The organism is Solwaraspora sp. WMMD791 (genome assembly GCF_029581195.1).
GTDB lineage: Bacteria > Actinomycetota > Actinomycetes > Mycobacteriales > Micromonosporaceae > Micromonospora_E.
The window spans coordinates 6,813,052-6,837,996 of sequence record NZ_CP120737.1 but is presented as its reverse complement, the minus strand read 5'-3'; the positions used below and the strand labels follow the sequence as shown (position 1 = coordinate 6,837,996).

Below are 24,945 nucleotides of genomic sequence, written 5' to 3'. Positions count from 1 at the left end.
ATGGCGACCTGTGAGGTCTGCGGCAACGACTACTGGATGGCGTTCGACATCCGGACCGTGAGCGGGGACACCTACACCTTCGACTCGTTCGAGTGCGCGATCCAGCTTCTGGCACCGATCTGCGAGCACTGCCAGTGCAAGATCGTCGGGCACGGCGTCGAGGTGTCGGGGCGGTTCTTCTGCTGTGCGCACTGCGCCCGCGCGGTGGACCAGGAGACCGGCGCGCAGGTACGTGACGCGGTCGGCAGCCGACCCGGCTGATCGGCGTATCATCTCTCGGCGTGCCCGCCGAACCCGACCTGACCTCGCATGTCGCGCATACCGCCGAGCTCGATCCGGTCACCCTCTACCAGCTGTTGAAACTCCGGGTCGACGTCTTCGTCGTGGAGCAGGAGTGCGCATACCCGGAGCTGGACGGTCGCGACGTCGAGCCGCAGACCCTGCAGCTGTGGCTGGCCCGGGCCGGCGCGGTGATCGCCTGCCTGCGCCTGCTGACCGAACCGGACGCGAGCACGGCCGAACCGGACCCGAGCCCGGCGGAACCGGACGCGAGCACGGCCGAACCGCACGGCACGGCAGGCGGTGGTCGGGTCCGTCGGATCGGCCGGGTGGCGGTGGCTGCTCACGAACGCGGCCGGGGCCACGGCGGCAGGCTGATCGAGGCCGCCCTGGCGATCGCCGGTGACCAGCCGTGTGTCCTCGACGCCCAGGCCCATCTGACCGCCCTCTACGCCCGGCACGGATTCGTCGTCGCGGGCCCGGAGTACGTCGAGGACGGCATCCCGCACGTGCCGATGCGTCGGCCACCCGGTGGGCGGCGGTCGCGGCACGCGCAGTGACGTACGGCCTGCGACACGCAGAGTGACCGGCGGCCGGGTGGACGGTGCCGTCCACCACAGCCGCCGGCCCCTGCTCGGCAGGACCGACCCGAGGGTCAGTGGTGCCGCTCGCCGGAGTTGCGCCACGCGCTACCGGCCTTGGCCAGACCACGGCTGACGACGTAACCGATGGTCAGCAGCGCCACGTACCACCAGGCGGTACTGGCGGGGAAGGGATCCCCGGCACCGGCCGTGCCCTGCACGCCGTCGATGTCGGCGTTGACGACCTGGGAAGCCAGCAGTACGCCGACCACGGCGATCAGGTAGACGTAGAACTCCGTACTCTTGAAGGCCGACTTGGTCTCGGTGCCCGGTGCCACGGCCGGCCGCATCCCGGCGTTCATGTCGCCCATCCGGGTGGCGGTGGTGGACTGCTGGTCCATCATCGGCCGGTTCATGGCGGTGTCGCGGGTCGGAGCTTGCGTACTCATCGTGCCCTCCTCCGGATCAGATGAGTGGTTCTCCGGTCCGGTCGGTACGGCCCGGTCGGCCGACCAACCTCGGGGGGCACGTTCCTGGTACCCACCGTGGCCGGCTCACCAACCCGATCAGGGCAGGTTGTTCACCAGATCGGCGACCGGGCGCCGCCGGCCGGTGAAGAACGGCACCTCCTCGCGGACGTGCCGGCGGGCCGACGAGGCGCGCAGGTCCCGCATCAGGTCGACGATCCGGTGCAGTTCGTCGGCTTCGAAGGCGAGCAGCCACTCGTAGTCACCGAGTGCGAAGGACGCAACCGTGTTGGCCCGTACGTCCGGATAGGGGCGGGCCATCTGGCCGTGTTCGGCCAGCATCGCCCGACGCTCGGCGTCCGGCAGCAGGTACCACTCGTACGACCGGACGAACGGGTAGACGCAGATGTACGGCCGGGGCTCCTCGCCGGCCAGGAACGCCGGCACATGGCTCTTGTTGAACTCGGCCGGTCGGTGCAGTGCCATCTGGGACCAGACCGGGACGAGATGGCGACCCAGTGCGGTACGGCGCAGGCGCCCGTACGCGTCCTGCAGGTCGTCGCTGTCGGCGGCGTGCCACCAGATCATGATGTCGGCGTCGGCGCGCAGCCCGGCGACGTCGTAGGTACCGCGTACCGTGACGCCCTTGGCGGTCAGCTCGTCGATCAGCGACTCGACCTCACCGATCAGCCCGTCACGCAATGCCGGCAACCGCTCGGCGACGCGGAACACCGACCACATCGTGTACTGGATCGTCGCGTTCAGCTCCCGCAGCCGGGCCGCGTTGCTCTGCTCGCCGCTCATCGGCGTACTCCCTCCAGGGTGGTGACAATCTCGTCGGCGGCGTTCTCGCCGGACCGTACGCACACCGGGATGCCGATCCCGTCGAAGGCCGCACCGGCCAGCGCGAGCCCCCGCCGTGCGTCGCGCAGTGACCGCCGGGCCGCCGCGACCCGGTCCAGGTGCCCCGGCGGGTACTGCGGCAACGCGCCGCCCCAGCGCTGCACGTGCGACTGCGCGACGGCCGGCAGCCGTGCCCCGGACAACCGGCCCAGCTCGGCGTGCACGGTGGCGACCAGTTCGTCGTCGTCGCGCTGCAGCAGCTGCTCGTCGCCGTAGCGGCCGACGGAGGCCCGCACCACGGCGAGCCCGTCCGCCCGGCGCAGGTGGGCCCATTTGGTGCTGAAGAACGTGGCCGCCTTCGTCGTGGTGCCTTCGGTCGCCGGCACCAGGAAACCGGACAGCTCGGGCAGGTCGGGATCGGGCAGCGCCAGGGTGACCAGGGCGATGCTGGCGTAGTCCAGGGCGCCGACGCCGACGGCCGCGGCCGCGTCGACCGCCGCGAGCAACCGGGCGGCCGGCCGGGCCGGCACCGCGAGCACGACCGCGTCGACGTCGATCCGCTCGGCACCGCGGGTCGGTCCGACCACCAGCCGCCACCCCGTCGACGTCGCCGCCAGCTCCCGCACCGTGGCACCGGTGCGCAACGTGACGTCGACCGGGCCGCCGTCGACGGTCGCCGCCTGCCCCACGGCGGCCACCAGCCGGCTCAGTCCACCGTCGATGCTGGCGAAGATTGGTGCGCCGGCGGCGGGCGGTCGGGCCGCCAGCGCTGCCCGTACCGCCGCGCGCAGGGTGTGCTCCCGGCGGGCGGCGGCCGCCAGCCCGGGGATCGTGGTCGCCAGCGACAACGTGTCGGCGCGGCCGGCGTACACCCCGCCGAGCATCGGATCGACGAGCCGTTCGACGACGTCGTCGCCGAGCCGACGACGGACCAGCTCGCCGACCGCGACGTCGGCGTGCGGGCCGAGCAACGGCCGACCGTCGTCAGGGTCGCGGGTCTCGTCGGCGCGGGCCACCGCCGCGATGGCGGCAGGATCACCGGGTACGCCGATCAGCGTCCCGCCCGGCAGCGGGCGCAGCTGCCCACCGATGGCCAGGGCGGCCTGGCCGACCGCCGGATGCACCAACTGGTCGCCGAGGCCGACCCGGCGGGCCAGTGCCAGTGCCGCGGAGTCCCCACCGGCCGGGTCGCGCATCAGGAACGCCTCGGCGCCGCGCTCCACCGCCAGCCCGGCGAACTGCCCGGTACGCAGCTTGCCGCCCAGTTCACCGGACTGTTCGAAGAGCATGACCCGGGTGCCGGCCGGACAACGCTCGCGCAGCCGCAACACCGCGGCCAGCCCGGCGATCCCGCCACCCACCACGGCTATCCGCCACGGTTGCTGCATACCGCCACCTTGCCACCCCGGGCCGGCGGGGTCGCCGACCACCTTGCCGTGTTGTGACCTGTCGCGCCGCGCTCAGCGGGCCGACACGGTGTGCACCAGCTCGACCACCCGGGTCAGCACCTCGGGGTCGGTTTCCGGCAGTACGCCGTGGCCGAGATTGAACACGTGGCCGGGCGCGGCCAGGCCTTCGGCCAGCACCCGCCGGACTTCGGTCTCGATCACCGGCCAGGGCGCCAGCAGCAGGCACGGGTCGAGGTTGCCCTGCACCGACCGGTCCGGGCCGACGCGCACCGTCGCGGCGTCCAGCGGGGTGCGCCAGTCGACTCCGACCACGTCGGCACCGGCCTCGGCCATGGCGCCGAGCAGCTCGGCGGTGCCGACCCCGAAGTGGATCCGGGGCACTCCGGCGTCGGCGAGGGAGTGCAGCACCGTCACCGAGTGCGGCAGGACGTAGCGGCGGTAGTCGGCCTCGGACAGCGCCCCGGCCCACGAGTCGAACAGCTGCACCGCCGACGCTCCGGCGGCGACCTGGACCCGCAGGAACTCCACGGTGATCTCGGCGAGCCGCGCGCAGAGCGCGTGCCAGGTCTCCGGGTCGGCGTACATCAGTGCCTTGGTGCGGGCGTGGGTCCGCGACGGCCCGCCTTCGACGAGGTAGCTCGCCAGGGTGAACGGCGCCCCGGCGAAGCCGATCAGTGGGGTGGCGCCGAGTTCGGCGACGAGCAGCCGGACCGCCTCGTCGACGAAGCCGACGTCGTCGAGGCTGATCCGGCGCAGCCGCCCCACGTCGGCGGCGCTGCGGACCGGGTCGGCGATGACCGGTCCGGTGCCGGCCACGATGTCCAACTCGACGCCGGCCGCCGCCACCGGTACGACGATGTCGCTGAACAGGATCGCGGCGTCCACGCCGTGCCGGCGGACCGGCTGCAGGGTGATCTCGGCGACCAGTTCTGGTTGCCGGCAGGCCTGCAGCATGCCGGTCCCGCTGCGCAGTTCGCGGTACTCCGGCAACGACCGGCCGGCCTGGCGCATGAACCACACTGGTGTGTGCGGTACGGGTTCGCCCCGGCAGGCCTGGACGAAGACGGAGTCGGCCGGTGTGGCGGACGCGGCGTGCGGGGCGGTGTCGCCCGATGTCGTCGTGGTCATCGGCGCCAATCGTGCCACGACTGCCTGGGCGATCAGCGGCGACGCCGGCGATCGGGCGTGGCACCGGCGATCGGGCGGGGCACCGGCGATCGGGCGGGGCACCGGCGATCGGGCGTGGCACCGGCGCGGTACCGGCGTGCCGGGCCCCATCCGACGCGGGGTTCGGCCTAGGCTGCGGTCATGGCCCCCCTTACCGCGTTGCCCGAGGCGTTCCACCGCGCCGTCGCCGGACTGCGCGCGGCCACTCCACGTCAGGAGATCCAGGTCGAGGAGGTCGGTGCGCCGCAACGGCTCGCACCGTACGCGTTCGCGCTGAGCGCCACGGTGCTGCGGTCGGCCGAGGAGGTCGCCACCGGTCGGCTGGTCCTGCTGCACGATCCGGCCGGGCACGACGCCTGGCAGGGCACGCTGCGGCTGGTGACCTACGTCACCGCCGACCTCGAGGTGGACCTGGTCGCCGATCCGCTGCTACCCAGCGTCGGATGGACCTGGTTGACCGACGGCCTCGACGCGCACGGTGCGACGTACACCGCGCTCGGCGGCACCGTGACCCAGACCTGTTCGACCCGGTTCGGTGAGCTCGCCGGTCAGCCGGCCGGCGGCGACATCGAGATCCGGGCCTCCTGGACCCCGCTCACCACCGCGCTCGGCGCCCACCTGCTGGCCTGGTGTGACCTGCTGGCGTCCACCGCCGGGCTGCCGCCCCCGGGGGTGGCCGTACTGCCGGGCCGGTGGCCGGCCGGCGCGGCCTGACCGGCAGCTGCCCAGCCATGCCCCGCGCCCGCCCAGGGCGGACGCGGATCAGCACAGGTCGAACGCCTCGCAGGCGGTCTGGATCGGCACCGCCAGCCCGATCCCTTCGGCGTCGCGGGCCTTCGCGGTGGCGATGCCGACCACCTGCTTGCTGCTGTTGATCACCGGGCCGCCGGAGTTGCCGGGGTTGATCGGTGCGTCGAACTGGATGACCGGTCCCGAGCCGTCGTCGGCCTCCCGGTAGGCGCTGACCACGCCGATGGTGACGCTGTCGGCGAGCCCGAGCGGGGCACCCACCACGACGATCTGCTGACCGGAGCGGACCGGCTCGACCGCCGCCTCGAGCCCGGCGTACGACTCGGTGGTGCGCAGCTGGGCGACGTCGATCTCGTCGTCCACCGCGACGATCGCCGCCTCGATCCGCTGCCCGTCACGTTCCAGGAAGACCCGGCGGTTGCCGGCCAGGTAGCTCGACTCGACGACGTGGTAGTTGGTCAGCAGGTCGGTGCCGTCGGATCCGGCCGGGCCCACGGCGAAGGCGGTTCCGGTGAACCGGCCGGCGGCGACGCGGAACACGCTGGGCAGCGCCGACTCGGCGATCGCCTCGGGGTTGAAGGCCGCGCCGACCGCGCGCTCCAACTCACCGGTACGGGACTCGACCAGGTCGAACCGCTCGGCGTCGGCGCCCTGGGCCTGGGCCAGCCGCTGGTCGGCGTCGGCGAGCCGACCGGTCAGCTGGTGGATCTGGTAGCCCTGGAATCCGACGGCCCCGGCCAGCGCCAGCGTCAGCAGCAGCGCGGTGCCGGCCAGCCAGCCACGTCGAGGTGGTGCGACCCGGCGCAGCTGGTCCGCCGGTGGGGCCCACGAACCGGGTTTGTCGCTGCCCGCCGAGGTGAACTCGCTCGGGGCCGGCGCGGCGAAGGTGACCGGTGCGCCCGACCAGCCCGGTACGGTCGGCGGTTGCGGCGCACCCGGCTGGGCTGGTGCGGTCGCCCGGCCCGGGGCAGTCAGCGGGTCTGCCGCGGCCGACGGGTCCGGGGCGGCGGCGGGCGGGCCGGTGTGCCACGGCGGCGGACCGGCCCGTGACGGTAGCGGCGTGCTGTCTGACCGACCCGTCAGCGGCTCCCCCGGTGCGAACGCCGGAGGCGTGGCGGGTGCGGCGTGACGCGGACCGGGCAGCGGCGCGTTCGTCGGCTCCGGTCGGGGCAGCTGCGGGGTTGTCGGCTCCGGACTCGTCGACTCCGGACCAGGCGCGAAGGGCGCGTTGTACCCACTGGTCATCCTTGGCAGCCTCTCCTCCACTGCGGCAGCCGGCCCACCTGCCGCCCGAAGCGGCGATACGACCGTACCGGGCAGTACGGTATTTGTCGTCACCCCGTGCGCCGAGATCACCTGATTGCCCGCGGTGACCGCCCGGCACGGCGCCGACGGGGACGCCCGCGGTCGGCGGGCCGACGCGCCGGGCGGACCTGGCGTCGTCGGCGGCAGGCCGGGCACTAGGGTTGTCAGGTGACCGACGAATCCCCCCTGCGCCGTCGGACCGCGCAACGCCCAGCAGGGAGCGAGCCGCACCACCCGCTGGAGCGACCGGCGGCGTCCGAGGTCGCAGGGGTTCCCTCCGCTCCGACCGACGGGCCCGTACCGCTGACCGCTCCCCGCGACGGCACTCCCGCACCGGTGGCCACCGTCGACGCCCTCGCCGAGGTCGTGGACCGCTTCGCCGCCGGGACCGGGCCGGTCGCCGTCGACGCCGAACGCGCCTCCGGATACCGCTACAGCCAACGGGCCTACCTGGTGCAGTTGCGCCGGGCCGGAGCCGGTACGGCGCTGATCGACCCGCTGCCGTTACCGGACCTGGCCACCCTGGACGCGGCCATCGCCGACACCGAGTGGGTGCTGCACGCCGCCAGCCAGGACCTGCCCTGCCTGGCCGATCTCGGGCTGCGGCCGCGCCGGTTGTTCGACACCGAGCTGGCCGCCCGGCTGGCCGGCTTCGAACGGGTCGGCCTGGCGGCGCTGACCGAGGCCCTGCTCGGGTTCTCGCTGGAGAAGCACCATTCCGCAGCCGACTGGTCGACCCGGCCACTGCCGGAGTCCTGGCTGACCTACGCGGCGCTGGACGTCGAGCTGCTCACCGACCTGCGCGACGTCCTCGCGGCGGAGCTGCGGCGACAGGGCAAGTGGGACTGGGCGGCCGAGGAGTTCGCGGCGCTGGTCGCCTGGGGCAGCCAGCCGCCGAAGGTCCGGGCCGAACCCTGGCGGCGTACCTCCGGTATCCACCGGGTCCGCGGTGCGCGGGCCCAGGCACGGGTACGGGCCCTGTGGTACGCCCGGGACGAGATCGCCGCCCGCCGCGACTCGGCACCTGGCCGTGTGCTGCCGGACGCGGCGATCGTCGCGGCCGCCGAGCTGGATCCCCGTGACGAACGGGCGCTGCTGGCGCTGTCCGGTTTCAACGGCCGGTCGGTCCGCCGACTGGCCCGCATCTGGCTGGACGCGCTGGCCACCGCCCGGGAGCTACCCGACGACGCGTTGCCGGTGACCCCCGTGTTGGACGGGCCGCCGCCCCCGCACCGCTGGGCGGAGCGCGACCCGGTGGCGGCGGCCAGGCTGGCGCGCTGCCGGGAGGTCGTGGTGCGCACGGCGGCGGCGCATGTGCTGCCGCCGGAGAACCTGATCGCACCGGATTCGATCCGCCGGCTGGCCTGGACCCCGCCGGAGGATCTCGACGAGGAGTCGGTGGCGGCCACGTTGCGGGGGTTCGGCGCCCGCGCCTGGCAGGTGTCGCTGATCGTCGCCGAGCTGACCACGGCGCTGCGCGTACCACAGGGGTGACCTGGCGGCACGGGTGACCTGGTTGGTAGACGGGTCACCCGCCGGTGCCGGTCGGCCCGGTCGCCCGGACCGCGCCGGTCAGTGACCCGACTCGGCCGGTCAGTGGCCCGACTCGGCCGGTCAGCTACCGAGCACCTCGTCACGCTTGGCCGACCAGGCCAACGAGTGTCGGATTCCGTCGGCGATCGACAGCTCCGGCTTCCAGTCCAGCAGCTGCCGGGCACGCACGCTGCGGGTGTAGGAGCCGGCGGCGTCCCCCGGCCGAGGGCCGGTGACGCTGACCCGCAACGGCCGGTCCACGACCGAGCGGAACGCCTCGACGAACTCGCGGACGGTGGTGCCGTCGCCGGTGCCGAGGTTGAGCACGTCGTAGCGCTGGTCGGCACCGGGCGGCAGGATCTCGTCGAACCGGTTCAGCGCCTGGACGTGGGCCCGGGCGAGGTCCCAGACGTGGATGTAGTCGCGGATGCCCGAGCCGTCGCGGGTGGGCCAGTCCACGCCGGTGATGCTGAACTCGGCACCGGTCTCGACCGCAGTGATCAGCCGCCCCAGCACGTGCGTGGGCTGACGGATCTGCAGCCCGGTCCGCAGCTGCGGATCCGCGCCGATCGGGTTGAAGTAGCGCAGCGACAGTGCCCGCAGCGGCAGCGCGGCGGCGCAGTCGGCCAGCAACATCTCCATGACGGCCTTGGTCCGGGCGTACGGGCTGGTGGGCTCCAACGCCGAGGACTCGTCGACGGAGAAGTCCTCGCCGGGCCGGTAGATCGACGCCGACGAGCTGAACAGGTACCGCTGGGCACCGTTGCGGACCACGTGCTCGATGAAGTCGATCGACTTGGCGACGTTTTCGCGGTAGTAGCGCAGCGGCTCGGCGACCGACTCGGGGACCACGATGAGCGCGGCTGCGTGCACCACGGCGTCGATGTCCGGGTGGTCGGCGAAGACCCGGTCGACCAGCTCCCCGTCGGCGATGTCGCCCTGGTAGAAGATCCGGTCGCGGGTGAACTCGATGCGCCCGGTCACCAGGTTGTCCAGCAGCACGGGCACATGGCCCTCGTCCAGGCAGGCGGAAGCGATCGTGGAGCCGATGAAACCCGCGCCCCCCGCGATCAGAACCTTCACCGCGCGTCTCCTCCGTGTCGGTCGGGCCGGTCGGCGGTCCGCCCCCGGCAACCGGTTCGCGACGATCGGGGCGTGCTGTCCGGTTGGGCCCGTGCGAGTGGCAACAGGCTACCCGAGTGGGATGGACCCACACCTGGGGCACCCGGTGTGGCCCGGACCACACCGGGTCGCCCCACGTGCGATAGTTACCGACAAGTAGCATTGAGGTCTGCCCCGCGTACCCCGGCCCGCCAAGGAGGCCCATCGTGCCGCGTGAAGTCCGGGATGTCGTCTTCGTCGACGGCGTCCGCACCCCGTTCGGCAAGGCCGGCGGGATGTACGCCCACACCCGCGCCGACGACCTCGTCATCCGCTGCATCCGCGAGCTGCTGCGGCGCAATCCGCAACTCCCCCCCGACCGGGTCGAGGAGGTCGCGATCGCCGCCACCACCCAGACCGGCGACCAGGGGCTGACCATCGGCCGCACCGCCGCCCTGCTCGCCGGGCTGCCCAAGACCGTACCCGGCTTCGCCATCGACCGGATGTGCGCCGGCGCGATGACCGCGGTCACCTCGGTCGCCGGCGGCATCGCCATGGGCGCCTACGACGTCGCCGTCGCTGGCGGGGTCGAGCACATGGGCCGGCACCCGATGGGTGAAGGGGTCGACCCGAACCCCCGCATCCTCGCCGAGAAGCTGGTCGACCCGTCCGCCCTGGTGATGGGGGCCACCGCGGAGAACCTGCACGACCGCGTACCCGGCATCACCAAGGCGCGCACCGACGCGTACGCGCTGGCCTCGCAGATCAAGACCGCCAAGGCGTACGCCAACGGCAAGCTGCAGCCCGACCTGGTCCCGGTGGCGATCCGCGACCCGGAGACCGGCTGGGGGCTGGCCACCGTCGACGAGGCTCCCCGGGAGACCTCGCTGGAGAAGCTGGCCACCCTCAAGACCCCGTTCCGGCCGCACGGTCGGGTGACCGCCGGCAACGCCGCCGGGCTCAACGACGGCGCCACCGCCAGCCTGATCGCCGCCGAGGACGTCGCCCGGGAGCTGGGCCTGCCGGTCGCGATGCGGCTGGTCTCGTACGGCTTCGTCGGCGTCGAGCCGGAGGTGATGGGGGTCGGGCCGATCCCGTCGACCGAAAAGGCGCTGCGACTGGCCGGGCTGAGCATCGACGACATCGGCCTGTTCGAGCTCAACGAGGCCTTCGCGATCCAGGTGCTCGCCTTCCTCGACCACTTCGGCATCGCCGACGACGACCCCCGGGTCAACCCGTGGGGCGGCGCCATCGCGATCGGGCACCCGCTGGCGTCGTCCGGCGTACGGCTGATGACCCAGCTGGCCCGGCAGTTCGCCGAGCACCCCGAGGTGCGCTACGGCGTCACCGCGATGTGCATCGGGATCGGCATGGGCGGCACGGTCATCTGGGAGAACCCGGCCTGGACCGGTTCGGCGCAGCAGCAGGAGGGCGGCAACTGATGGCGGCGTTGGAGAACCCCCAGGAACTGGTCACCAAGGCCCTGGTACGCCAGGTGAGGGTACCCGGCCTGGACCGACCGGCCGCGCTGATCACCCTGGACAACGGCCTGGACCACCGCAAGCCCAACACCCTCGGGCCGGCCGGACTGGCCAGCCTGGACGCCGCGATCACCGAGGCGCTGGCCGGCGAACCCGCCTTCGTCGCGATCACCGGCAAGCCGTACATCTTCTGTGTGGGCGCCGACCTGACCGCCATGCCGATGGTCACCAGCCGCGACCAGGGCCTGCAGATCGGCCGCCTCGGCCACCAGGTCTTCGCCCGGCTGCGCGACAGTGCGGTGCCGACCTTCGCCTTCGTCAACGGCGCCGCCATGGGCGGGGGCCTGGAGCTGGCCCTGCACTGCCACTACCGGACGCTGTCCGGTGGCGCCGCCGCGCTGGCGCTGCCGGAGGTCTCCCTCGGACTGATCCCCGGCTGGGGTGGCACCCAGCTGCTGCCGAACCTGATCGGCATCCCGGCCGCCGCGCAGGTGATCATCCAGAACCCGCTGATGCAGAACAAGATGCTCAAGCCGAAGCAGGCCGCCGACATGGGCATCGCCGACATCCTGCTGGAACCGGCGGACTTCCTGGAGCGCTCGTTGGAGTGGGCGGCGGCCGTCGTCCGCGACGAGATCACCGTCACCCGCCCGGAGATCGACCGGGAGATGTGGGACGGCGTGCTCTACTTTGCCCGCCACCAGCTCGACCAGCGGCTGCACGGCGCCGTGCCGGCCGCGTACCGGGCCCTGGACCTGCTCGCCCTGGCCAAGGAGACCCCGTTCGCCGATGGCACCGCCGCCGAGGACGAGGCGCTGGCCGACCTGATCGTCTCCCCGGAGCTGCGCAGCGGGCTGTACGCCTTCGATCTGGTCCAGCGACGGGCGAAGCGGCCGGCCGGTGCACCGTCGGCGGAGCTGGCCCGGCCGGTGACCAAGGTGGGCATTGTCGGTGCCGGCCTGATGGCGTCCCAACTGGCGCTGCTGTTCGCCCGGCGGCTGCAGGTGCCGGTGGTCCTCACCGATCTCGACCAGGCCCGGGTCGACGCCGGCGTGGGCTACGTGCACGCTGAGATCGAGAAGCAGGTCGGCAAGGGGCGGATGGACACCGGGACCGCCGCCAAGCTGCTGGCCCTGGTCAGCGGCTCGGTCGACAAGGCCGCCTTCGCCGACGCCGACTTCGTCATCGAGGCCGTCTTCGAGGACCTCAAGGTCAAGAAGCAGGTGTGGGCCGAGGTGGAGGCGATCGTCTCCCCGGAGACGATCCTGGCGACGAACACCTCGTCGCTGTCGGTCTCGGAGATGGCGGCCGAGCTGGCCCACCCCGAGCGGGTCGTCGGCTTCCACTTCTTCAACCCGGTCGCCGTACTGCCGCTGCTGGAGATCGTCCGGAGCGAGCGGACCGACGACGCCACCCTCGCCACCGCGTTCGCCGTCGGCAAGCAGCTACGCAAGTCCTGCGTCCTGGTCAGCGACGCGCCAGCGTTCGTCGTCAACCGGTTGCTGACCCGGTTCCTGGGAGAGATCTTCGCCGCCGTCGACGCCGGCACCCCGCCGGCCGTCGCCGACAGCGCGCTGGACCCGCTCGGGCTGCCGATGCGGCCACTGGCCCTGCTGCAACTGGTCGGCCCGCCGGTCGCCCACCACGTCGCCGGTACGCTGCACGCCGCGTACCCGGACCGGTTCGCGGTCAGCGACAACCTGCGGCGGATCGCCGAGTCCGGGCTGCCGCTGATGGTCGACGACGAGATCAACCCGGCGATCGCCGAGCTGTTGGTGGTCGGGTCGCAGCCGCTGGAGGCCGAGCAGGTCCGGCAGCGGGCACTGGACGCGCTGGCGCAGGAGGTCCGGCTGATGCTCGACGAGGGCGTCGTCGCCGAACCACACGACATCGACCTGTGTCTGCTGCTCGGTGCGGGATGGCCGTTCCACCTCGGCGGTATCACCCCGTACCTGGACCGCACCGGCACCGCCGAACGGGTCACCGGCCGCCGGTTCCTGCCGGCCGGAGTGGCCAGCCTGCCGGCCTGACCCCACCCGCCGTACGGCGCGGGCCACACCCGACCCGCCGCCGTGCCGCCGCACCGCCGGTGCGACCACCCGTCGCGCCGGCGGTGCGACGATCAGCCCGCCGGCGCCACCGGTGGACCGGCCAAGGCGCGACGCCGATCAGCCGGCGCGCACCGCCCGGGGGCCGGCGGCGTCACCCGGTGCGCCAGCCATGCCTGGCGCGTCGTCGGCGGCCGGCAGGGTCACCGTGACCTCCAGGCCGCCGCCGGGCTGGGCCACTGCCGACACCGTGCCACCGTGCGCGGCCGCCACCGCCCGGACGATCGACAGCCCCAGCCCGGAGCCGCGGGCTCCGGTGCGCTCCCGACCACCCCGCCGGAACGGCTCGAACAGGCCCGGTACGTCAGCCTGGTCCACCTCGAATCCGGTGTTGCCGACCAGCAGGTACACGTGCGGTCCGTGGCTGCCGGTGCGGGCCCACAGCCGCCCGTGCAGGTGGTTGTAGCGGACCGCGTTCTCGATCAGGTTGCCGGCCAGCCGCTCCAGCAGACTCGGGTCCCCGACGACCACCGCCGGATCCAGCGCGGTCCGCACGTCCAGCTTGAGCCGGCGGGTCTCCACCTGCATGGCCGACAACGCCGCGCAGACCCCGTCGGACAGGTCCGCCGGCACCTTGCGGACCAGCCGCCGCCCGGACTGCGCCTCGCTGCTGGCCAGCACCAGCAACGCGTCGACCAGCCCGTTGGCCCGCTCGGAGGCGTCGCGCACCACCGTGGCCATCCGCCGGTACTCGGCCACGTCGGCGGTGTCGTCGGCCATCGTCACGTCGACCTCGGTACGCATCACGGCCAGCGGTGTCCGCAGCTCGTGGGAGGCGTTGGCGACGAACCGTTTCTGCGCCTCGAACGCCGCGCTGAGCCGGTCCAGCATGTCGTCGAAGGTCGCCGCCAGCTCCGCCACCTCGTCCCCGGCACCGGCATAGCGGATCCGCTGGTCCAACGTCTGCTCACCGAGCCGGCGAGCGGTCGAGGTCACCTGTTGCAGCGGACGCAACGCCCGGCCGACCACGGCGTACGCGCCGAGCACCCCGACCGCGCTGATCGCGACCAACGCGACCAGGGCCTTGGCCAGCAGTTCCCGGGAAGCCTGGTCGGCGATCTGGTCCTGCCACGTGGCGGCGTCGAGCTCCCGCCCGTCGGTGAGCACCACCACCGTACCCGGGGCCAGGTGCTCGGCCGGCCGCAGCGCGTCGGTCACCAGCAACCAGGAGAGCAGCACGAAGGCCGACAGCGCGCCGACCAGCAGCACCCCGTTGAACAGGGTGAGCCGCAGCCGCAGCGTCGGCCGGGGCGAGCGTAGACCAGCGCGCAACTGCCGCCACCGGGGGTGTTCCGTGCCCGCCCGGTCGGGCACGCCGGCACCGACCGCCGGTGCGCCGCCGGGCGGTACGCCGCCGCCGGGCGGGGTCACCGGTGCACCTCGGCCCCGGCCGGGGTGTCCACTCCGGTGACCCGGTAACCCGCGCCGACCACCGTCTCGATCAACGGCGGATCACCGAGCTTGCGACGCAGCGTCATCACCGTCACCCGTACGGTCGTGGTGAACGGGTCGGTGTTGGCGTCCCAGACCCGCTCCAGAAGTTCCTCGCTGGAGACCACCGCGCCGCGTGCCTTGACCAGCTCCTCCAGGACACCGAACTCCTTGCGGGTCAGGTCGACCGGCGTACCGTCGCGGGTGGCGACCCGCCGGGCCGGGTCCACGGTCAGGTTGCCCACGGCCAGCACCGGCGGGGCCGGCGGGGTGGCCCGCCGACCGAGGGCCTGCACCCGGGCGACGAGTTCGGTGAAGGCGAACGGCTTCGGCAGGTAGTCGTCGGCCCCCAGCTGCAGCCCTTCGACCCGGTCGGCGACGGCGCCGCTGGCGGTGAGCATCAGCACCCGGGTGAGCGCCCCGGAGCTGACCAGGTCGGCGCAGATCTGGTCGCCGTGTACGCCGGGCAGGTCCCGGTCGAGCACCACCACGTCGTAGCGGGTCACGAAGGCCATCTCGTGGCCGACGGTGCCGTCGTAGGCAACGTCGACCGCCATCCCCTGCCGCCGCAGCCCACGCACGATCGCGTCGGCGAGGTGCCGTTCGTCCTCGACCACCAGCACCCGCACGACCGCCTCCTGTCACCGTCGGTACCCACCCTGCGTGCCCGGGTGTTAAGCCTGCGTGAAACCGCAGGGTCGACGCTGAAACTAGTCGGGTAGTGCCGAGACGCCGAGCCCGCCACCGACCCGTCGGCAGACCACGACGTCGGCGCCGGCCTGGCAGTTGTCGACCACGTCGGCCAGTCGCAGCAGCACCCGGGGCGGCGAGCCGTCCGGGGTGATCCTGGCCACCCACACCGCCGACTGGTAGGGGTCGTACCGCAGGCCGAGCCAGCCGTCGGCGGTGGCCGCGAACGGCGTCCAGTACGGATCGGCCGCGACCGGTTCGCCGGTTGCCGGGTCGACCACCAGCTGCGCCGACGGTCGGTCCGGTTGACGAGGAGAGGTGATCAGCAGGTAGCGGCCGAATTCGGAGTTGAGGATCCACTCGTCGTGGGACCACCGTACGGTGCCGTCGGCCGGGTCCAGCGCACGGATTCCGCCAGCGGGCTGGGTCAGGCACAGCAGCGGCGCGCACGGGGTGAGGCCGCCGACCAGTGGCACCGGCACCGACCAGCGCGGGGTCAGCGTGGCCAGGTCGACGCTCCACAGGGCGTCGTCGGTCATCGTCACGAGCAGGTCGGCCACCACCCAGGTAGGGCCCGGTTCCATCGGCCGCCCGGTCGTCCCGTCGGTGCGCAGCTGGCCGGTCCGGGCGTCGCGGACCCGGACCCGACCACCGAGCTCGACCTCCACCACGTCGGTGAGCAGGTCGCCGTCGAGCCGGTAGTGGAGCTCCGCCTGCGCCGAGGTCGACACGGTCCAGCGGGTACGCCCGGAGCCGGCCTCGACGACCCGCAGGGTGACCCCGGACGGAACCCACTCCCGCGTGCGCGGGTCGATCTCACTGCGTGGCATCCACAGCGCCATCGCGTCGTCCGCGACGGCGCCCACGAGGAAGCCGTCGGCCGACCAACGCACCGACCCGTCGGCGATGTCGACGGCGGTGGTACCCGGAGCACCTGCCCGGTCGAAGAAGCCGACCAGCAGCAGATCGGCGACGTGTTGGAGGCCGGTCAGGGTCCGGCCCAGCCGACCATCGCCGGGCTGCGGGACCGGCACGCGCCAGCGCAGCTCGCCCCGGGGCAGCGTGTACGCGGCGATCGTCCGACCGCCGGTGTCGTCACCGGCGTTGGCGGGGGGCCTGCCGTCAACGTCCGCGTCGTCGCCGGCGTCGATGACGAACAGCAGGTCGCCGGCGATGAGCGACTGGGCCTCGAAGCCGGACCCGAGGTGGACCGGCTCCGGCAGCTGAGGGGGCGCGGCGGCAACGGTCGCCAGGACGACGACGACCAGCAGCCCGGCCAGCCACGGCCGGGCCGGCCGGCGGCCGAACCGCCGGCCGGCAGGCAGCCCGGGCTCCGGTGGCCGACGCCCGACCTCACCGAGGTCGATGACAGCGGTCACCGGCGACTCCTGCACGCTCCCGGCCGGCGAGACCCGGTCAGCTGCGGCCGGCGCCGCGTCGGGTGGCCCGCCGGCCCGGCTCGTCGGCGTCACCGACGTCGGCGACCAGGCCGGCGCCGGGGGCCGAGGTGCCGTCCGGGTCGTCCAGCCCGGAGATCCAGCCGGTCACGTCACGCGCCACGTCCTGGGCCGTCAGCCGCAGATCGGTGAGGATCTGTGCCCGGCTGCCATGCGGGTGCCAGTCGGCCGGTACGCCGAGGTCACGCAGCGGTACCCGGACGTCGGCGTCGCGCAGCGCCTTGGCGAGGGCGTCCCCGACCCCGCCGGTACGTACCCCGTCCTCGACGGTGACCACCAGCCGGTGCCCGGCGGCGAGGGTGACCAGCTCGTCGGCGACCGGACGCACCCAGCGGGGGTCGACCACGGTCACCCCGTACCCCTGCTCGGCGACCCGGGCGGCGACGTCGACGCCCAGTGTCCCGAACGCACCGACCGCCACCAGCAGCACGTCGGCACGGTCGGACTCGACCAGTACGTCGACCGGGCCGACCCGGCGGACCGCCGGCAGGTCCGCGGCGACCGATCCGGTCGGGAACCGCACGACGGTGGGGCCGTCGTCGACGGCGACCGCCTCGCGTAGCTCCTCCCGCAGGGTGGCGGCGTCGCGGGGCGCGGCGATCCGCAGCCCCGGCACCACACCGAAGACCGACATGTCCCAGATGCCGTAGTGGCTGGGCCCGTCCGGTCCGGTCACCCCGGCCCGGTCCAGAACGAAGGTGACCGGCAGCTTGTGCATCGCCACGTCCAGCAGCACCTGGTCGAACGCCCGGTTGAGGAAGGTCGCGTAGACCGCCACCACCGGATGCAGCCCGCCCATCGCCAGCCCGGCGGCCGACGTCGCCGCGTGCTGCTCGGCGATGCCGACGTCGTAGACACGCTGCGGGTACTTGCGGGCCAGCGAGGCGATCCCGGTCGGCTCGGCCATCGCCGCGGTGATTCCGACGACGTCGGGGCGTTCGTCGGCGATCGCCACCAGCTCGTCGGCGAAGACGTGGGTCCACTTGACCGCCGGCGCCGCCAGCAGTTTGCCGGTCTCCACGTCGAAGGCGCTGCTCGGACCGTGCAGGCAGTCGGCCTCGTCCTCCTCGGCCGGCCGGTAGCCGTACCCCTTGCGGGTGACCACGTGCACGATCACCGGCGCGCCGAAGGTCTTGGCCCGGTGCAGCGCCGACTCGACAGCGGCGAGGTCGTGCCCGTCGATCGGGCCGACGTACTTGATGCCGAGATCCTCGAACATGGTCTGCGGGGCGACCGCGTCCTTGATGCCCTTCTTGACCGCGTGCAGCACCTCGTACATCGGCCGGCCCACCAGCGGCGTCGCCCCCAGCGACTCCTTGACCAGGTCGAGGACCTTCTCGTAGCCCGGGTTGAGACGCAACGCGGCCAGGTGGTCGGCGAGCCCGCCGATGGTCGGCGCGTACGACCGGCCGTTGTCGTTGACGACGACGACCAGCGGATTACGCGCCCCGGCGATGTTGTTCAACGCCTCCCAGCACATGCCGCCGGTCAGCGCGCCGTCGCCGACCACCGCGACGACGCTGCGCGCCTCGCCCCGCAGCGCGTACGCCTTGGCCAGACCGTCGGCGTAGGACAGGGCGGTGGAGGCGTGCGAGTTCTCGATCAGGTCGTGCTCGCTCTCGGCCTGGCTCGGGTAGCCGGACAGGCCGTCACGCTGGCGGAGCTGGTCGAAACCGGCCTGCCGGCCGGTGAGGATCTTGTGTACGTACGCCTGGTGACCGGTGTCGAACAGGAACCGGTCCCGGGGCGAGTCGAAGACCCGGTGCATCGCGATGGTCAACTCGACCACGCCGAGGTTCGGCCCCAGGTGGCCGCCGGTGCGGGAGACCTTGGCGACCAGGAAGTCGCGGATCTCGGCGGCCAGCAGCGTCAACTCCTCGGCGGAGAGCCGCTTGACGTCCTGTGGTGTGCGTACGGTGGCCAGCAAGCGGCCGTCGGTTCCTGCCTCTGCTCGGCTCAATTTCGCTCCCAACTGCCCTGCGTGCCGTCGTCGGCACGCGGGACGTCATCCGGCGGCGATGCGCGCTTCGGCCCGCGCGGCGTCCGCCCATGACCGCCGAGTCTATCGGGACGGCACCGGGGTGAGCAGGGCCACGCACTCGACGTGCCCGGTCATCGGGAAGCAGTCGTAGGCCTGCAGTCCGGTCAACCTCCAGCCGAGGTCGCGGAAGGTCCGCAGGTCACGGGCGAGTGCGGCCGGATCGCAGGCGACGTAGCAGACCGCCCGGCGGGTGGCGGCGGCGATCGGGCCCACCACCTGCGCCCCGGCGCCCGCGCGGGGCGGATCGAGTACCACCAGGTCGACCGGTCCGGTGATCCGGCGTCGGGCCAGCGCCTGCTCCACCCGCGCCGCCACCACCTCGACCTGCGGCAGGTCGGCCAGGTTGCGCCGGGCCGCAGCGACACCGGGACCGGCCGACTCGACCAGGGTGACCCGGCCGGTCGGCCCGGTCCGGGTCGCCAGGGCGGCGGCGAACAGTCCGGTGCCGCCGTACAGATCCCATGCCGACTCCCCCGCCGCCGGCTCCAGCAACTCCAGCACGGCGGCGGACAGTGTGTCGGCGGCGGCCGGATGCACCTGCCAGAACGCCCCGGCCGGCAGGTCGAAGCGCCGTCCGCCGGCGGTCTCCGTCACCGGTACGTCGCCGCTGCCACCAGGGGTCGGGATGACGACGACGTCACCGGCACCGGAGGCGACCGCCTCGACCGCGTCGACCCCGGGCCAGCGCGGTCCGTCGGCCGAGGACACCAGGGCTGGCGACGGCAGAGCCGCCGGCACCTGGATGGCCGGGTGTGCGATCAGGCAGCGGTCCACGGCCACCACCTCGTGTGAGCGGTGCCTGAGCAGGCCGGCGCGGTCCGCGGCGTCGACCGCGTACCGGACCCGGGTCCGCCAGCCCAGCGGGCCGCCGGGCAACGCCCGGACCCGTACGTCGAGCGCGTCGACCTCGGCGGTGGTCAGCCCGGCCAGCCGCAGCAGCTGTTCGCGGACCACCGCGGCCTTCCAGTCCAGCTGCCCGGCGACACTGACGTGCTGCAGATCACACCCGCCGCAGCGGCCCGGTCCGGCGTACCGGCAGGGTGGCTCGACCCGCTCGGGCGCCGGCTCGGCCACCGCCACCGCGTCGGCGCGCAGGTAGCCCCGGTGGACCTCGGTGACGTCGACGGTGACCAGTTCGCCGGGCAGGGCGTGCCGGACGAAGATCACCTGACCGTTGAACCTGGCCACGCAGTGACCGCCGTGGGCCGGCGCGCTCACCCGGACCGTGACCCGGTCGCCCTCGGCCAACGGATCCCGGTCGGCCGCCGCCGCAGAGTCGGCCGCCACCGCAGAGTCAGCCGCCGCCGCAGAGTCAGCCGCCGCCGCGAAGCCGGCCGTCACTGCTCCGCCCGCCCGGAACCCGTGTCGACAGGACCCCCGTCGGCCGGACCGGCGTCGTCGTCGACCGACGGGCGCGGGCCCCGGGCCGGGGTCCGGCTCAGCGTCTCGTCGTAACGGTCGAGGTCACGGGCGGCGCTCGACGCCAACTGCCACGGCACGCTGGTCACCATCACCCCGGGCTCGAACAGCAGGCGGCCCTTGAGCCGCAACGCACTCTGGTTGTGCAACAGGTTCTCCCACCAGTGGCCGACCACGTACTCCGGAATGAAGACTGTCACCACGTCACGCGGCGCGTCCCGGCGGACCGACTTGACGTAGTCGATGATCGGCCGGGTGATCTCCCGATAGGGCGAGTCGACCACGGTCAGCGGCACCGGCAACTCCCGCCGGTCCCACTCGGCCCGCACCGCGCGGGTGTCGGCGTCGTCGACCCGCACGGTCAACGCGACCAGCGTGTCCGGCCGGGTGGCCTGGGCGTAGGCGACCGCCCGCAGCGTCGGCAGGTGCACCTTGCTGACCAGGACGATCGCGTGGTTACGGGCGGGCAGCACCGGCCGGCCCTCGGCCGGGGTCAGTTCCCGGGCGACCGTGTCGTAGTGCCGGCGGATTCCCAGCATCACCGCGTAGACGCACGCCATCGCGGCGATGGCGATCCACGCGCCGAGCGCGAACTTGGTGACCAGGACGACGACCAGCACCGCGCCGGTCAGCGTCATGCCGAACCCGTTGATCGCCCGGGACCGCTGCATCCGCCGTCGCCGCGCTGGATCCCGCTCGGTACGCAGCCGCCGGTTCCAGTGCCGCAGCATGCCGGCCTGGGACAGGGTGAACGAGACGAAGACCCCGACGATGTAGAGCTGGATCAGTCGGGTCAGCTCGGCCTGCAACACGACCAGCAGCACGATCGCGAAGGCGGCCAGGAACAGGATGCCGTTGCTGAAGGCCAGCCGGTCACCCCGGGTGTGCAGTTGGCGGGGCAGGTAGCGGTCCTGGGCGAGGATCGACCCGAGCACCGGGAAACCGCTGAACGCGGTGTTCGCGGCGAGGAACAGGATCAGCGCGGTCACCCCGGCGACCAGGAACAGCAGCAGCCCCGACCCGAAGACGGTCTCGCCCAGTTGGGCGACCACGGTCTTCTGCACGTACCCGGGCGGGCCGGACTCGATCTGCCGCGCCGGGTTCTCCACGAACTGCAGGCCGGTCAGCTGGGCGAGCCAGATGATCCCGCCGATCATGGCCACCGACAAGGTGCCGAGCAGCAGCAGGGTGGTCGCGGCGTTGCGGCTCTTCGGCGGCCGGAACGCCGGTACGCCGTTGGAGATCGCCTCCACCCCGGTCAGCGCGGCGCAGCCCGACGAGAAGGCCCGCAGCAGCAGGAACACCATCGCGAAGGCGCTCAGGTCGACCCACTCGGCGCTGATCACCAGATCGGCGCTGGGCGCCCGCAGATCGTGGCCGAGAACGAAGATCCGGATCAGGCCGGTGGCGATCACCGCCCCGATCACGATGACGAACCCGTACGTCGGGACGGCGAACATCCGCCCGGACTCGCGGACCCCACGCAGGTTCAGGGCGGTGAGCAGCACCACCGCGCCGACCGCCACCGCCACCTTGTGTTCGGCGACGAACGGCAGCACCGAACCGAGATTGGCCACCCCGGAGGCGACCGAGACCGCGACGGTGAGCACGTAGTCGATCAGCAGCGCGCTGGCCACCCCGACCCCGAAGCGCGGCCCCAGGTTGACGCTGGCCACCTCGTAGTCGCCACCGCCGGACGGGTAGGCGTGCACGTTCTGCCGGTAGCTGGCGACCACGGTCACCATCACCACGGCGACCGCGAGAGTCACCCACGGCGAGTAGACGAACGCCGCCGCGCCGGCGATCGACAGGGTCAGCAGGATCTCGTCGGGCGCGTACGCCACCGACGACAGCGCGTCGGAGGAGAAGACCGGCAGCGCCACCCGCTTGGGCAGCAGGGTGTGCTGCAGGCGGTCGGATCGGAACGGCCGGCCCAGCAGCAGGCGCTTGATCAAGGAGGTGGGACTGGCCACAACCGCTAAGGGTACGGTGGCCCGCCACCTGGCGAATCCGGGTGGCTGATCAGCGCCACCGGGCACCGGCACGGTACGGTCGGCGGCGTCACCGGCCGTGTCATGGCAGGCTGGCAGACGGGCGCGGGTCCGCCCCGGTACGCGCCCGACCCTTCGCCTGCGGGAGGACTCAGGTGCACGTCGTGATCATGGGCTGTGGCCGGGTCGGTGCGACCCTGGCCCACAACCTGCAGGACCGTGGTCACTCGGTCGCCGTGATCGACCAGGATCCGACCGCGTTCCGCCGGCTGCCGGCCGACTTCGCCGGCAGCACCGTCACCGGCACCGGGTTCGACCGGGACGTGCTGACGGCGGCCGGGATCGAGCGGGCGGACGCCTTCGCCGCCGTCTCCAGCGGCGACAACTCCAACATCATCTCGGCGCGGCTGGCCCGGGAGACGTTCGGCGTGTCCCGGGTCGCGGCGCGGATCTACGACCAGCGCCGGGCGGAGGTCTACGAACGGTTGGGCATCCCCACCGTGGCGACGGTGCGCTGGGCGGCGGACCGCATGCTGCGCCATCTCGTGCCGGAGGGTCACGTGGAGATCTTCCGGGACCCGACGAGCACCGTGTCGATCATCGAGGTGCCGGTGCACCGGGAGTGGATCGGTCGGCCGTTGGCGGCGCTGGAGGCCGCCACCCGGACCCGCGCGGCGTACCTGATGCGGTTCGGCATCGGCACCCTGCCCGGTCCGACGACCGTGCTGCAGGAGGGCGACCAGGTGTTCATGCTGGTCACCGACGACATCGCGGACGCGGTCACGTTGACCGCGAGCAGCCTGCCGGAAGGAGCGCGGTGACATGCGGGTCGCCATCGCCGGGGCCGGCAACGTCGGCCGATCCATCGCCCAGGAACTGATCGACAACGGACACCAGGTGACCCTCTTCGAGCGCAACCCGGCGATGGTCCGCCGCGAACGGGTGCCGGACGCCGAGTGGGTCCTCGCCGACGCCTGCGAGGTGGCCAGCCTGGAGGACGCCGAACTGGCCGCCTACGACGTCGTCGTCGCCGCCACCGGCGACGACAAGGTCAACCTGGTGGTGTCGTTGCTGGCCAAGACCGAGTTCAGCGTGCCCCGGGTGGTGGCGCGGGTGAACCGGGCCGAGAACGAGTGGCTGTTCACCGAGCAGTGGGGGGTCGACGTCGCGGTCAGCAAGCCACGGGTGATGGCGGCGCTGGTCGAGGAGGCGGTGACCGTCGGCGACCTGGTCCGGCTGATGACCTTCCGTCAGGGTGAGGCGAACCTGGTGGAGATCACCCTGCCGGCCGACGCCCCGCACGTCGGGCACGCGGTGCACACGGTGCCGCTGCCACGGGACTGCGCGCTGGTCGCGATCGTCCGGGGCAAGCGGGTCCTGACACCCGGCCCGGACGACCCGCTGGAGCCCGGTGACGAGCTGGTCTTCGTCTGCACCGCCGACGTGGAGGACGACGTACGGGCAGTGGTCCTCGGCGCCGACAGCGTGGAACGGACCCGCCGGGGCGAGTAGCCGCCCTGACCCCGCCGGGGCGAGTAGCCGCCGTGACCCGGCCGGGTCGAGCCGTCGGAGTGTCCGGCGGGCGGCTGTGGCCGGGACGGTCAGGTCGCCGGCAGCGGCTCGGCGGTCTGACGTTGCCGGTTCACCCGCCGGACCACCCAGATGGTGATCGCCAGCAGCACCGCGTACGGCGGATAACCCAGCAGCAGCCGGGACACTCCCAGGGCGGTCTCCATCGACGCGACGTAGAAGCCGGCCTGGATCCCGACCTTGAGCAGCCAGACCACGCCCCAGAGCACGGTGAGCCGGTTGAAGGTGCGGATCAACACCGGGTCGGTACGCCATTCGGAGCGGCCGCCGGCGGCCAGCACCGACCAGATCCAGCCGACCAACGGTTGGCGGATCACCACCGAGCCGAGCAGGGCCAGGCCGTAGCCGATGCCGTACAGGATGCCCGGCAGGTAGAAGTCACGTTCCTCGCCGGTGCGCCAGGCCAGCAGCGCGCCGATGCCGATGCCGAACAGCCCGTTGACCGCATGCCGGATGGGGCGCCGCTGCGCCAGCCGGACCACGGCGATGCCGACCGCGACGCCGACCGCCGCGATCAGGGCGACCGACAGGTCCCAGATCACGTTGCAGATCACGAAGACGGCGATCGGCACGCTGGACTCGACGAGGCCACGCCAGCCGCCCAGCTGCTCGGCCATCTGCTCGGTGATGCTCGGCAGCCGTTCGTCGGCCTCGTCGGGGTCGGTCGCCGCCGGCGCCGACGCCGCCGTGGGCCGGTCGGTCCGCGGTACGTCGTCGCGCCGCGCCGCCGGACCGGCACCCTGCTGCCCGAACGTCATCGCCCACCGTCTCCTGTCCTCGCCGACCGTCCTGCGGCGTCGACCGGGCCGACGGTCGCCGGCCGGCTCACCTGGGGGATTCCAGGTCGTAGTGCGGGTTGTAGATCACCTTGCGGTCGTCGCGTACCGCGACCCGGCCACGGGCGGTGAGCTGGCGTCCGGGCTCGATGCCGGCGATCCGCCGCCGCCCCAGCCAGACCAGCGTGACGACGTCGCTGCCGTCGTAGAGGTCGGCCTCCAGGGTCGGCAGGTTCGTCCGCGGACAGTAGACGACGGTACGCAGCCGACCGGACACCGAGACCAGCTCGCCACGGTGACACTGCCCAGCGGGCACCGAACCGCACTCGGCGCTGGAGCGCTGCAGCTGCTCGGCGTCCAACTCGTCCTCGGTGGCGGCCAGCCGACGCAGGAACCGACGCAACGATGGACGGCGCTCGTCGATCGCCATGGCCGTGCGCCCCCTCCTGCCGTCGCCGGTGCCGCCGCGGCCGCACCCCGTCGCGTCCAACCCGTCCAGGGTACGCCGTGCTCCGCCCCGCTGGCC

General features: G+C 73.0%; 22 protein-coding genes. 8 read left to right on the top strand and 14 right to left on the bottom strand.

The genetic code is table 11. From position 1 onward, the window contains the following. Both O7623_RS30890 and O7623_RS30885 read left to right on the top strand, forming a co-directional pair. Complete coding sequence (locus O7623_RS30890; RefSeq protein WP_282229668.1) at nucleotides 1-261, top strand: Prokaryotic metallothionein; 261 nt, start codon at nucleotides 1-3, stop codon at nucleotides 259-261. A 38-nt stretch (nucleotides 262-299) separates the two neighbouring features. Further along, a complete protein-coding gene (locus tag O7623_RS30885) occupies nucleotides 300-839 on the top strand; it encodes a GNAT family N-acetyltransferase (RefSeq protein ID WP_282229667.1) in 540 nt (179 codons plus the stop codon). A gap of 95 nt (nucleotides 840-934) precedes the next feature. Here O7623_RS30885 and O7623_RS30880 read toward each other — a convergent pair whose 3' ends face one another. The 4 genes from O7623_RS30880 to hemE all read right to left on the bottom strand — a co-directional run bounded on the left by O7623_RS30880 (nucleotide 935) and on the right by hemE (nucleotide 4,707). Continuing rightward, the gene (locus O7623_RS30880; protein ID WP_282226434.1) at nucleotides 935-1,309 is read right to left on the bottom strand and encodes a hypothetical protein; all 375 of its coding nucleotides are present in this window, start codon (nucleotides 1,307-1,309) and stop codon (nucleotides 935-937) included. A gap of 117 nt (nucleotides 1,310-1,426) precedes the next feature. Next, entirely contained in the window at nucleotides 1,427-2,131 is a 705-nt protein-coding gene (gene hemQ / locus O7623_RS30875; RefSeq protein WP_282226433.1) for a hydrogen peroxide-dependent heme synthase, read from the bottom strand. Next, a complete protein-coding gene (hemG, locus tag O7623_RS30870; protein ID WP_282226432.1) occupies nucleotides 2,128-3,558 on the bottom strand; it encodes a protoporphyrinogen oxidase in 1,431 nt (476 codons plus the stop codon). The genes hemQ and hemG overlap by 4 nt, the downstream gene beginning before the upstream one ends. Nucleotides 3,559-3,630: 72 nt before the next feature. Further along, nucleotides 3,631-4,707 carry a uroporphyrinogen decarboxylase gene (hemE, locus tag O7623_RS30865; protein ID WP_282226431.1) on the bottom strand — a complete coding sequence of 359 codons (1,077 nt, stop codon included), beginning with the start codon at nucleotides 4,705-4,707 and terminating at the stop codon, nucleotides 3,631-3,633. 180 nt (nucleotides 4,708-4,887) lie between these two features. Between hemE and O7623_RS30860 the strand changes: the two genes are divergently transcribed. Beyond that, the gene (locus O7623_RS30860) at nucleotides 4,888-5,460 is read left to right on the top strand and encodes a DUF3000 domain-containing protein (protein ID WP_282226430.1); all 573 of its coding nucleotides are present in this window, start codon (nucleotides 4,888-4,890) and stop codon (nucleotides 5,458-5,460) included. A 48-nt stretch (nucleotides 5,461-5,508) separates the two neighbouring features. Here the strand turns inward: O7623_RS30860 and O7623_RS30855 are convergent, their stop codons facing one another. Continuing rightward, nucleotides 5,509-6,741 (bottom strand): S1C family serine protease, encoded by a 1,233-nt coding sequence (locus O7623_RS30855; RefSeq protein ID WP_282226429.1) that lies wholly within the window; start codon nucleotides 6,739-6,741, stop codon nucleotides 5,509-5,511. A gap of 297 nt (nucleotides 6,742-7,038) precedes the next feature. Here O7623_RS30855 and O7623_RS30850 point away from each other — a divergent pair, with 297 nt between their 5' ends. Continuing rightward, a complete protein-coding gene (locus tag O7623_RS30850) occupies nucleotides 7,039-8,295 on the top strand; it encodes a ribonuclease D (protein WP_282229666.1) in 1,257 nt (418 codons plus the stop codon). 120 nt (nucleotides 8,296-8,415) lie between these two features. On the opposite strand, the gene galE is transcribed toward O7623_RS30850, so the two are convergent. After that, nucleotides 8,416-9,417, bottom strand: coding sequence for a UDP-glucose 4-epimerase GalE (gene galE, locus O7623_RS30845; protein WP_282226428.1), 1,002 nt, complete (start codon nucleotides 9,415-9,417; stop codon nucleotides 8,416-8,418). 245 nt (nucleotides 9,418-9,662) lie between these two features. Between galE and O7623_RS30840 the strand changes: the two genes are divergently transcribed. Together O7623_RS30840 and O7623_RS30835 are read left to right on the top strand one after the other, a co-directional pair. Next, complete coding sequence (locus O7623_RS30840) at nucleotides 9,663-10,877, top strand: acetyl-CoA C-acyltransferase (RefSeq protein WP_282226427.1); 1,215 nt, start codon at nucleotides 9,663-9,665, stop codon at nucleotides 10,875-10,877. After that, nucleotides 10,877-12,946 carry a 3-hydroxyacyl-CoA dehydrogenase NAD-binding domain-containing protein gene (locus tag O7623_RS30835; RefSeq protein WP_282226426.1) on the top strand — a complete coding sequence of 690 codons (2,070 nt, stop codon included), beginning with the start codon at nucleotides 10,877-10,879 and terminating at the stop codon, nucleotides 12,944-12,946. The genes O7623_RS30840 and O7623_RS30835 overlap by 1 nt, the downstream gene beginning before the upstream one ends. 138 nt (nucleotides 12,947-13,084) lie before the next feature. Here the strand turns inward: O7623_RS30835 and O7623_RS30830 are convergent, their stop codons facing one another. The 6 genes from O7623_RS30830 to O7623_RS30805 all read right to left on the bottom strand — a co-directional run bounded on the left by O7623_RS30830 (nucleotide 13,085) and on the right by O7623_RS30805 (nucleotide 22,035). Next, complete coding sequence (locus tag O7623_RS30830) at nucleotides 13,085-14,296, bottom strand: HAMP domain-containing sensor histidine kinase (RefSeq protein ID WP_282229665.1); 1,212 nt, start codon at nucleotides 14,294-14,296, stop codon at nucleotides 13,085-13,087. A gap of 95 nt (nucleotides 14,297-14,391) precedes the next feature. Next, nucleotides 14,392-15,084 carry a response regulator transcription factor gene (locus O7623_RS30825; protein ID WP_282226425.1) on the bottom strand — a complete coding sequence of 231 codons (693 nt, stop codon included), beginning with the start codon at nucleotides 15,082-15,084 and terminating at the stop codon, nucleotides 14,392-14,394. 81 nt (nucleotides 15,085-15,165) lie between these two features. Further along, complete coding sequence (locus O7623_RS30820; protein WP_282226424.1) at nucleotides 15,166-16,524, bottom strand: PQQ-binding-like beta-propeller repeat protein; 1,359 nt, start codon at nucleotides 16,522-16,524, stop codon at nucleotides 15,166-15,168. Nucleotides 16,525-16,561: 37 nt separating this feature from the next. Next, complete coding sequence (gene dxs / locus O7623_RS30815; RefSeq protein WP_282226423.1) at nucleotides 16,562-18,562, bottom strand: 1-deoxy-D-xylulose-5-phosphate synthase; 2,001 nt, start codon at nucleotides 18,560-18,562, stop codon at nucleotides 16,562-16,564. A 102-nt stretch (nucleotides 18,563-18,664) separates the two neighbouring features. Then, nucleotides 18,665-19,930: a TRAM domain-containing protein gene (locus O7623_RS30810; protein WP_282226422.1), complete on the bottom strand. Its 1,266-nt coding sequence runs from the start codon at nucleotides 19,928-19,930 to the stop codon at nucleotides 18,665-18,667. Between the two features lie 50 nt (nucleotides 19,931-19,980). After that, nucleotides 19,981-22,035: an APC family permease gene (locus tag O7623_RS30805; RefSeq protein WP_282226421.1), complete on the bottom strand. Its 2,055-nt coding sequence runs from the start codon at nucleotides 22,033-22,035 to the stop codon at nucleotides 19,981-19,983. A gap of 173 nt (nucleotides 22,036-22,208) precedes the next feature. On the opposite strand from O7623_RS30805, the gene O7623_RS30800 reads away from it, so the two are divergent. Beyond that, a complete protein-coding gene (locus O7623_RS30800) occupies nucleotides 22,209-22,874 on the top strand; it encodes a TrkA family potassium uptake protein (RefSeq protein WP_282226420.1) in 666 nt (221 codons plus the stop codon). 1 nt (nucleotide 22,875) lies between these two features. Further along, nucleotides 22,876-23,565, top strand: coding sequence for a TrkA family potassium uptake protein (locus O7623_RS30795; protein ID WP_282226419.1), 690 nt, complete (start codon nucleotides 22,876-22,878; stop codon nucleotides 23,563-23,565). Between the two features lie 89 nt (nucleotides 23,566-23,654). Here the strand turns inward: O7623_RS30795 and O7623_RS30790 are convergent, their stop codons facing one another. After that, nucleotides 23,655-24,401: a DUF3159 domain-containing protein gene (locus tag O7623_RS30790; protein ID WP_282226418.1), complete on the bottom strand. Its 747-nt coding sequence runs from the start codon at nucleotides 24,399-24,401 to the stop codon at nucleotides 23,655-23,657. 67 nt (nucleotides 24,402-24,468) lie between these two features. Then, nucleotides 24,469-24,849 carry an OB-fold nucleic acid binding domain-containing protein gene (locus O7623_RS30785; RefSeq protein WP_282226417.1) on the bottom strand — a complete coding sequence of 127 codons (381 nt, stop codon included), beginning with the start codon at nucleotides 24,847-24,849 and terminating at the stop codon, nucleotides 24,469-24,471. Between the last annotated feature and the right edge of the window lie 96 nt (nucleotides 24,850-24,945).

Coding starts and splice junctions, on each gene's coding strand:
- O7623_RS30785 (WP_282226417.1), bottom strand. CDS start 24,849: ATGGCGATCGACGAGCGCCGTCCATCGTTGCGTCGGTTCCTGCGTCGG.
- O7623_RS30790 (WP_282226418.1), bottom strand. CDS start 24,401: ATGACGTTCGGGCAGCAGGGTGCCGGTCCGGCGGCGCGGCGCGACGAC.
- hemE (WP_282226431.1), bottom strand. CDS start 4,707: ATGACCACGACGACATCGGGCGACACCGCCCCGCACGCCGCGTCCGCC.
- O7623_RS30890 (WP_282229668.1), top strand. CDS start 1: ATGGCGACCTGTGAGGTCTGCGGCAACGACTACTGGATGGCGTTCGAC.
- O7623_RS30835 (WP_282226426.1), top strand. CDS start 10,877: ATGGCGGCGTTGGAGAACCCCCAGGAACTGGTCACCAAGGCCCTGGTA.
- O7623_RS30795 (WP_282226419.1), top strand. CDS start 22,876: ATGCGGGTCGCCATCGCCGGGGCCGGCAACGTCGGCCGATCCATCGCC.
- hemQ (WP_282226433.1), bottom strand. CDS start 2,131: ATGAGCGGCGAGCAGAGCAACGCGGCCCGGCTGCGGGAGCTGAACGCG.
- O7623_RS30880 (WP_282226434.1), bottom strand. CDS start 1,309: ATGAGTACGCAAGCTCCGACCCGCGACACCGCCATGAACCGGCCGATG.
- O7623_RS30860 (WP_282226430.1), top strand. CDS start 4,888: ATGGCCCCCCTTACCGCGTTGCCCGAGGCGTTCCACCGCGCCGTCGCC.
- O7623_RS30855 (WP_282226429.1), bottom strand. CDS start 6,741: ATGACCAGTGGGTACAACGCGCCCTTCGCGCCTGGTCCGGAGTCGACG.
- hemG (WP_282226432.1), bottom strand. CDS start 3,558: ATGCAGCAACCGTGGCGGATAGCCGTGGTGGGTGGCGGGATCGCCGGG.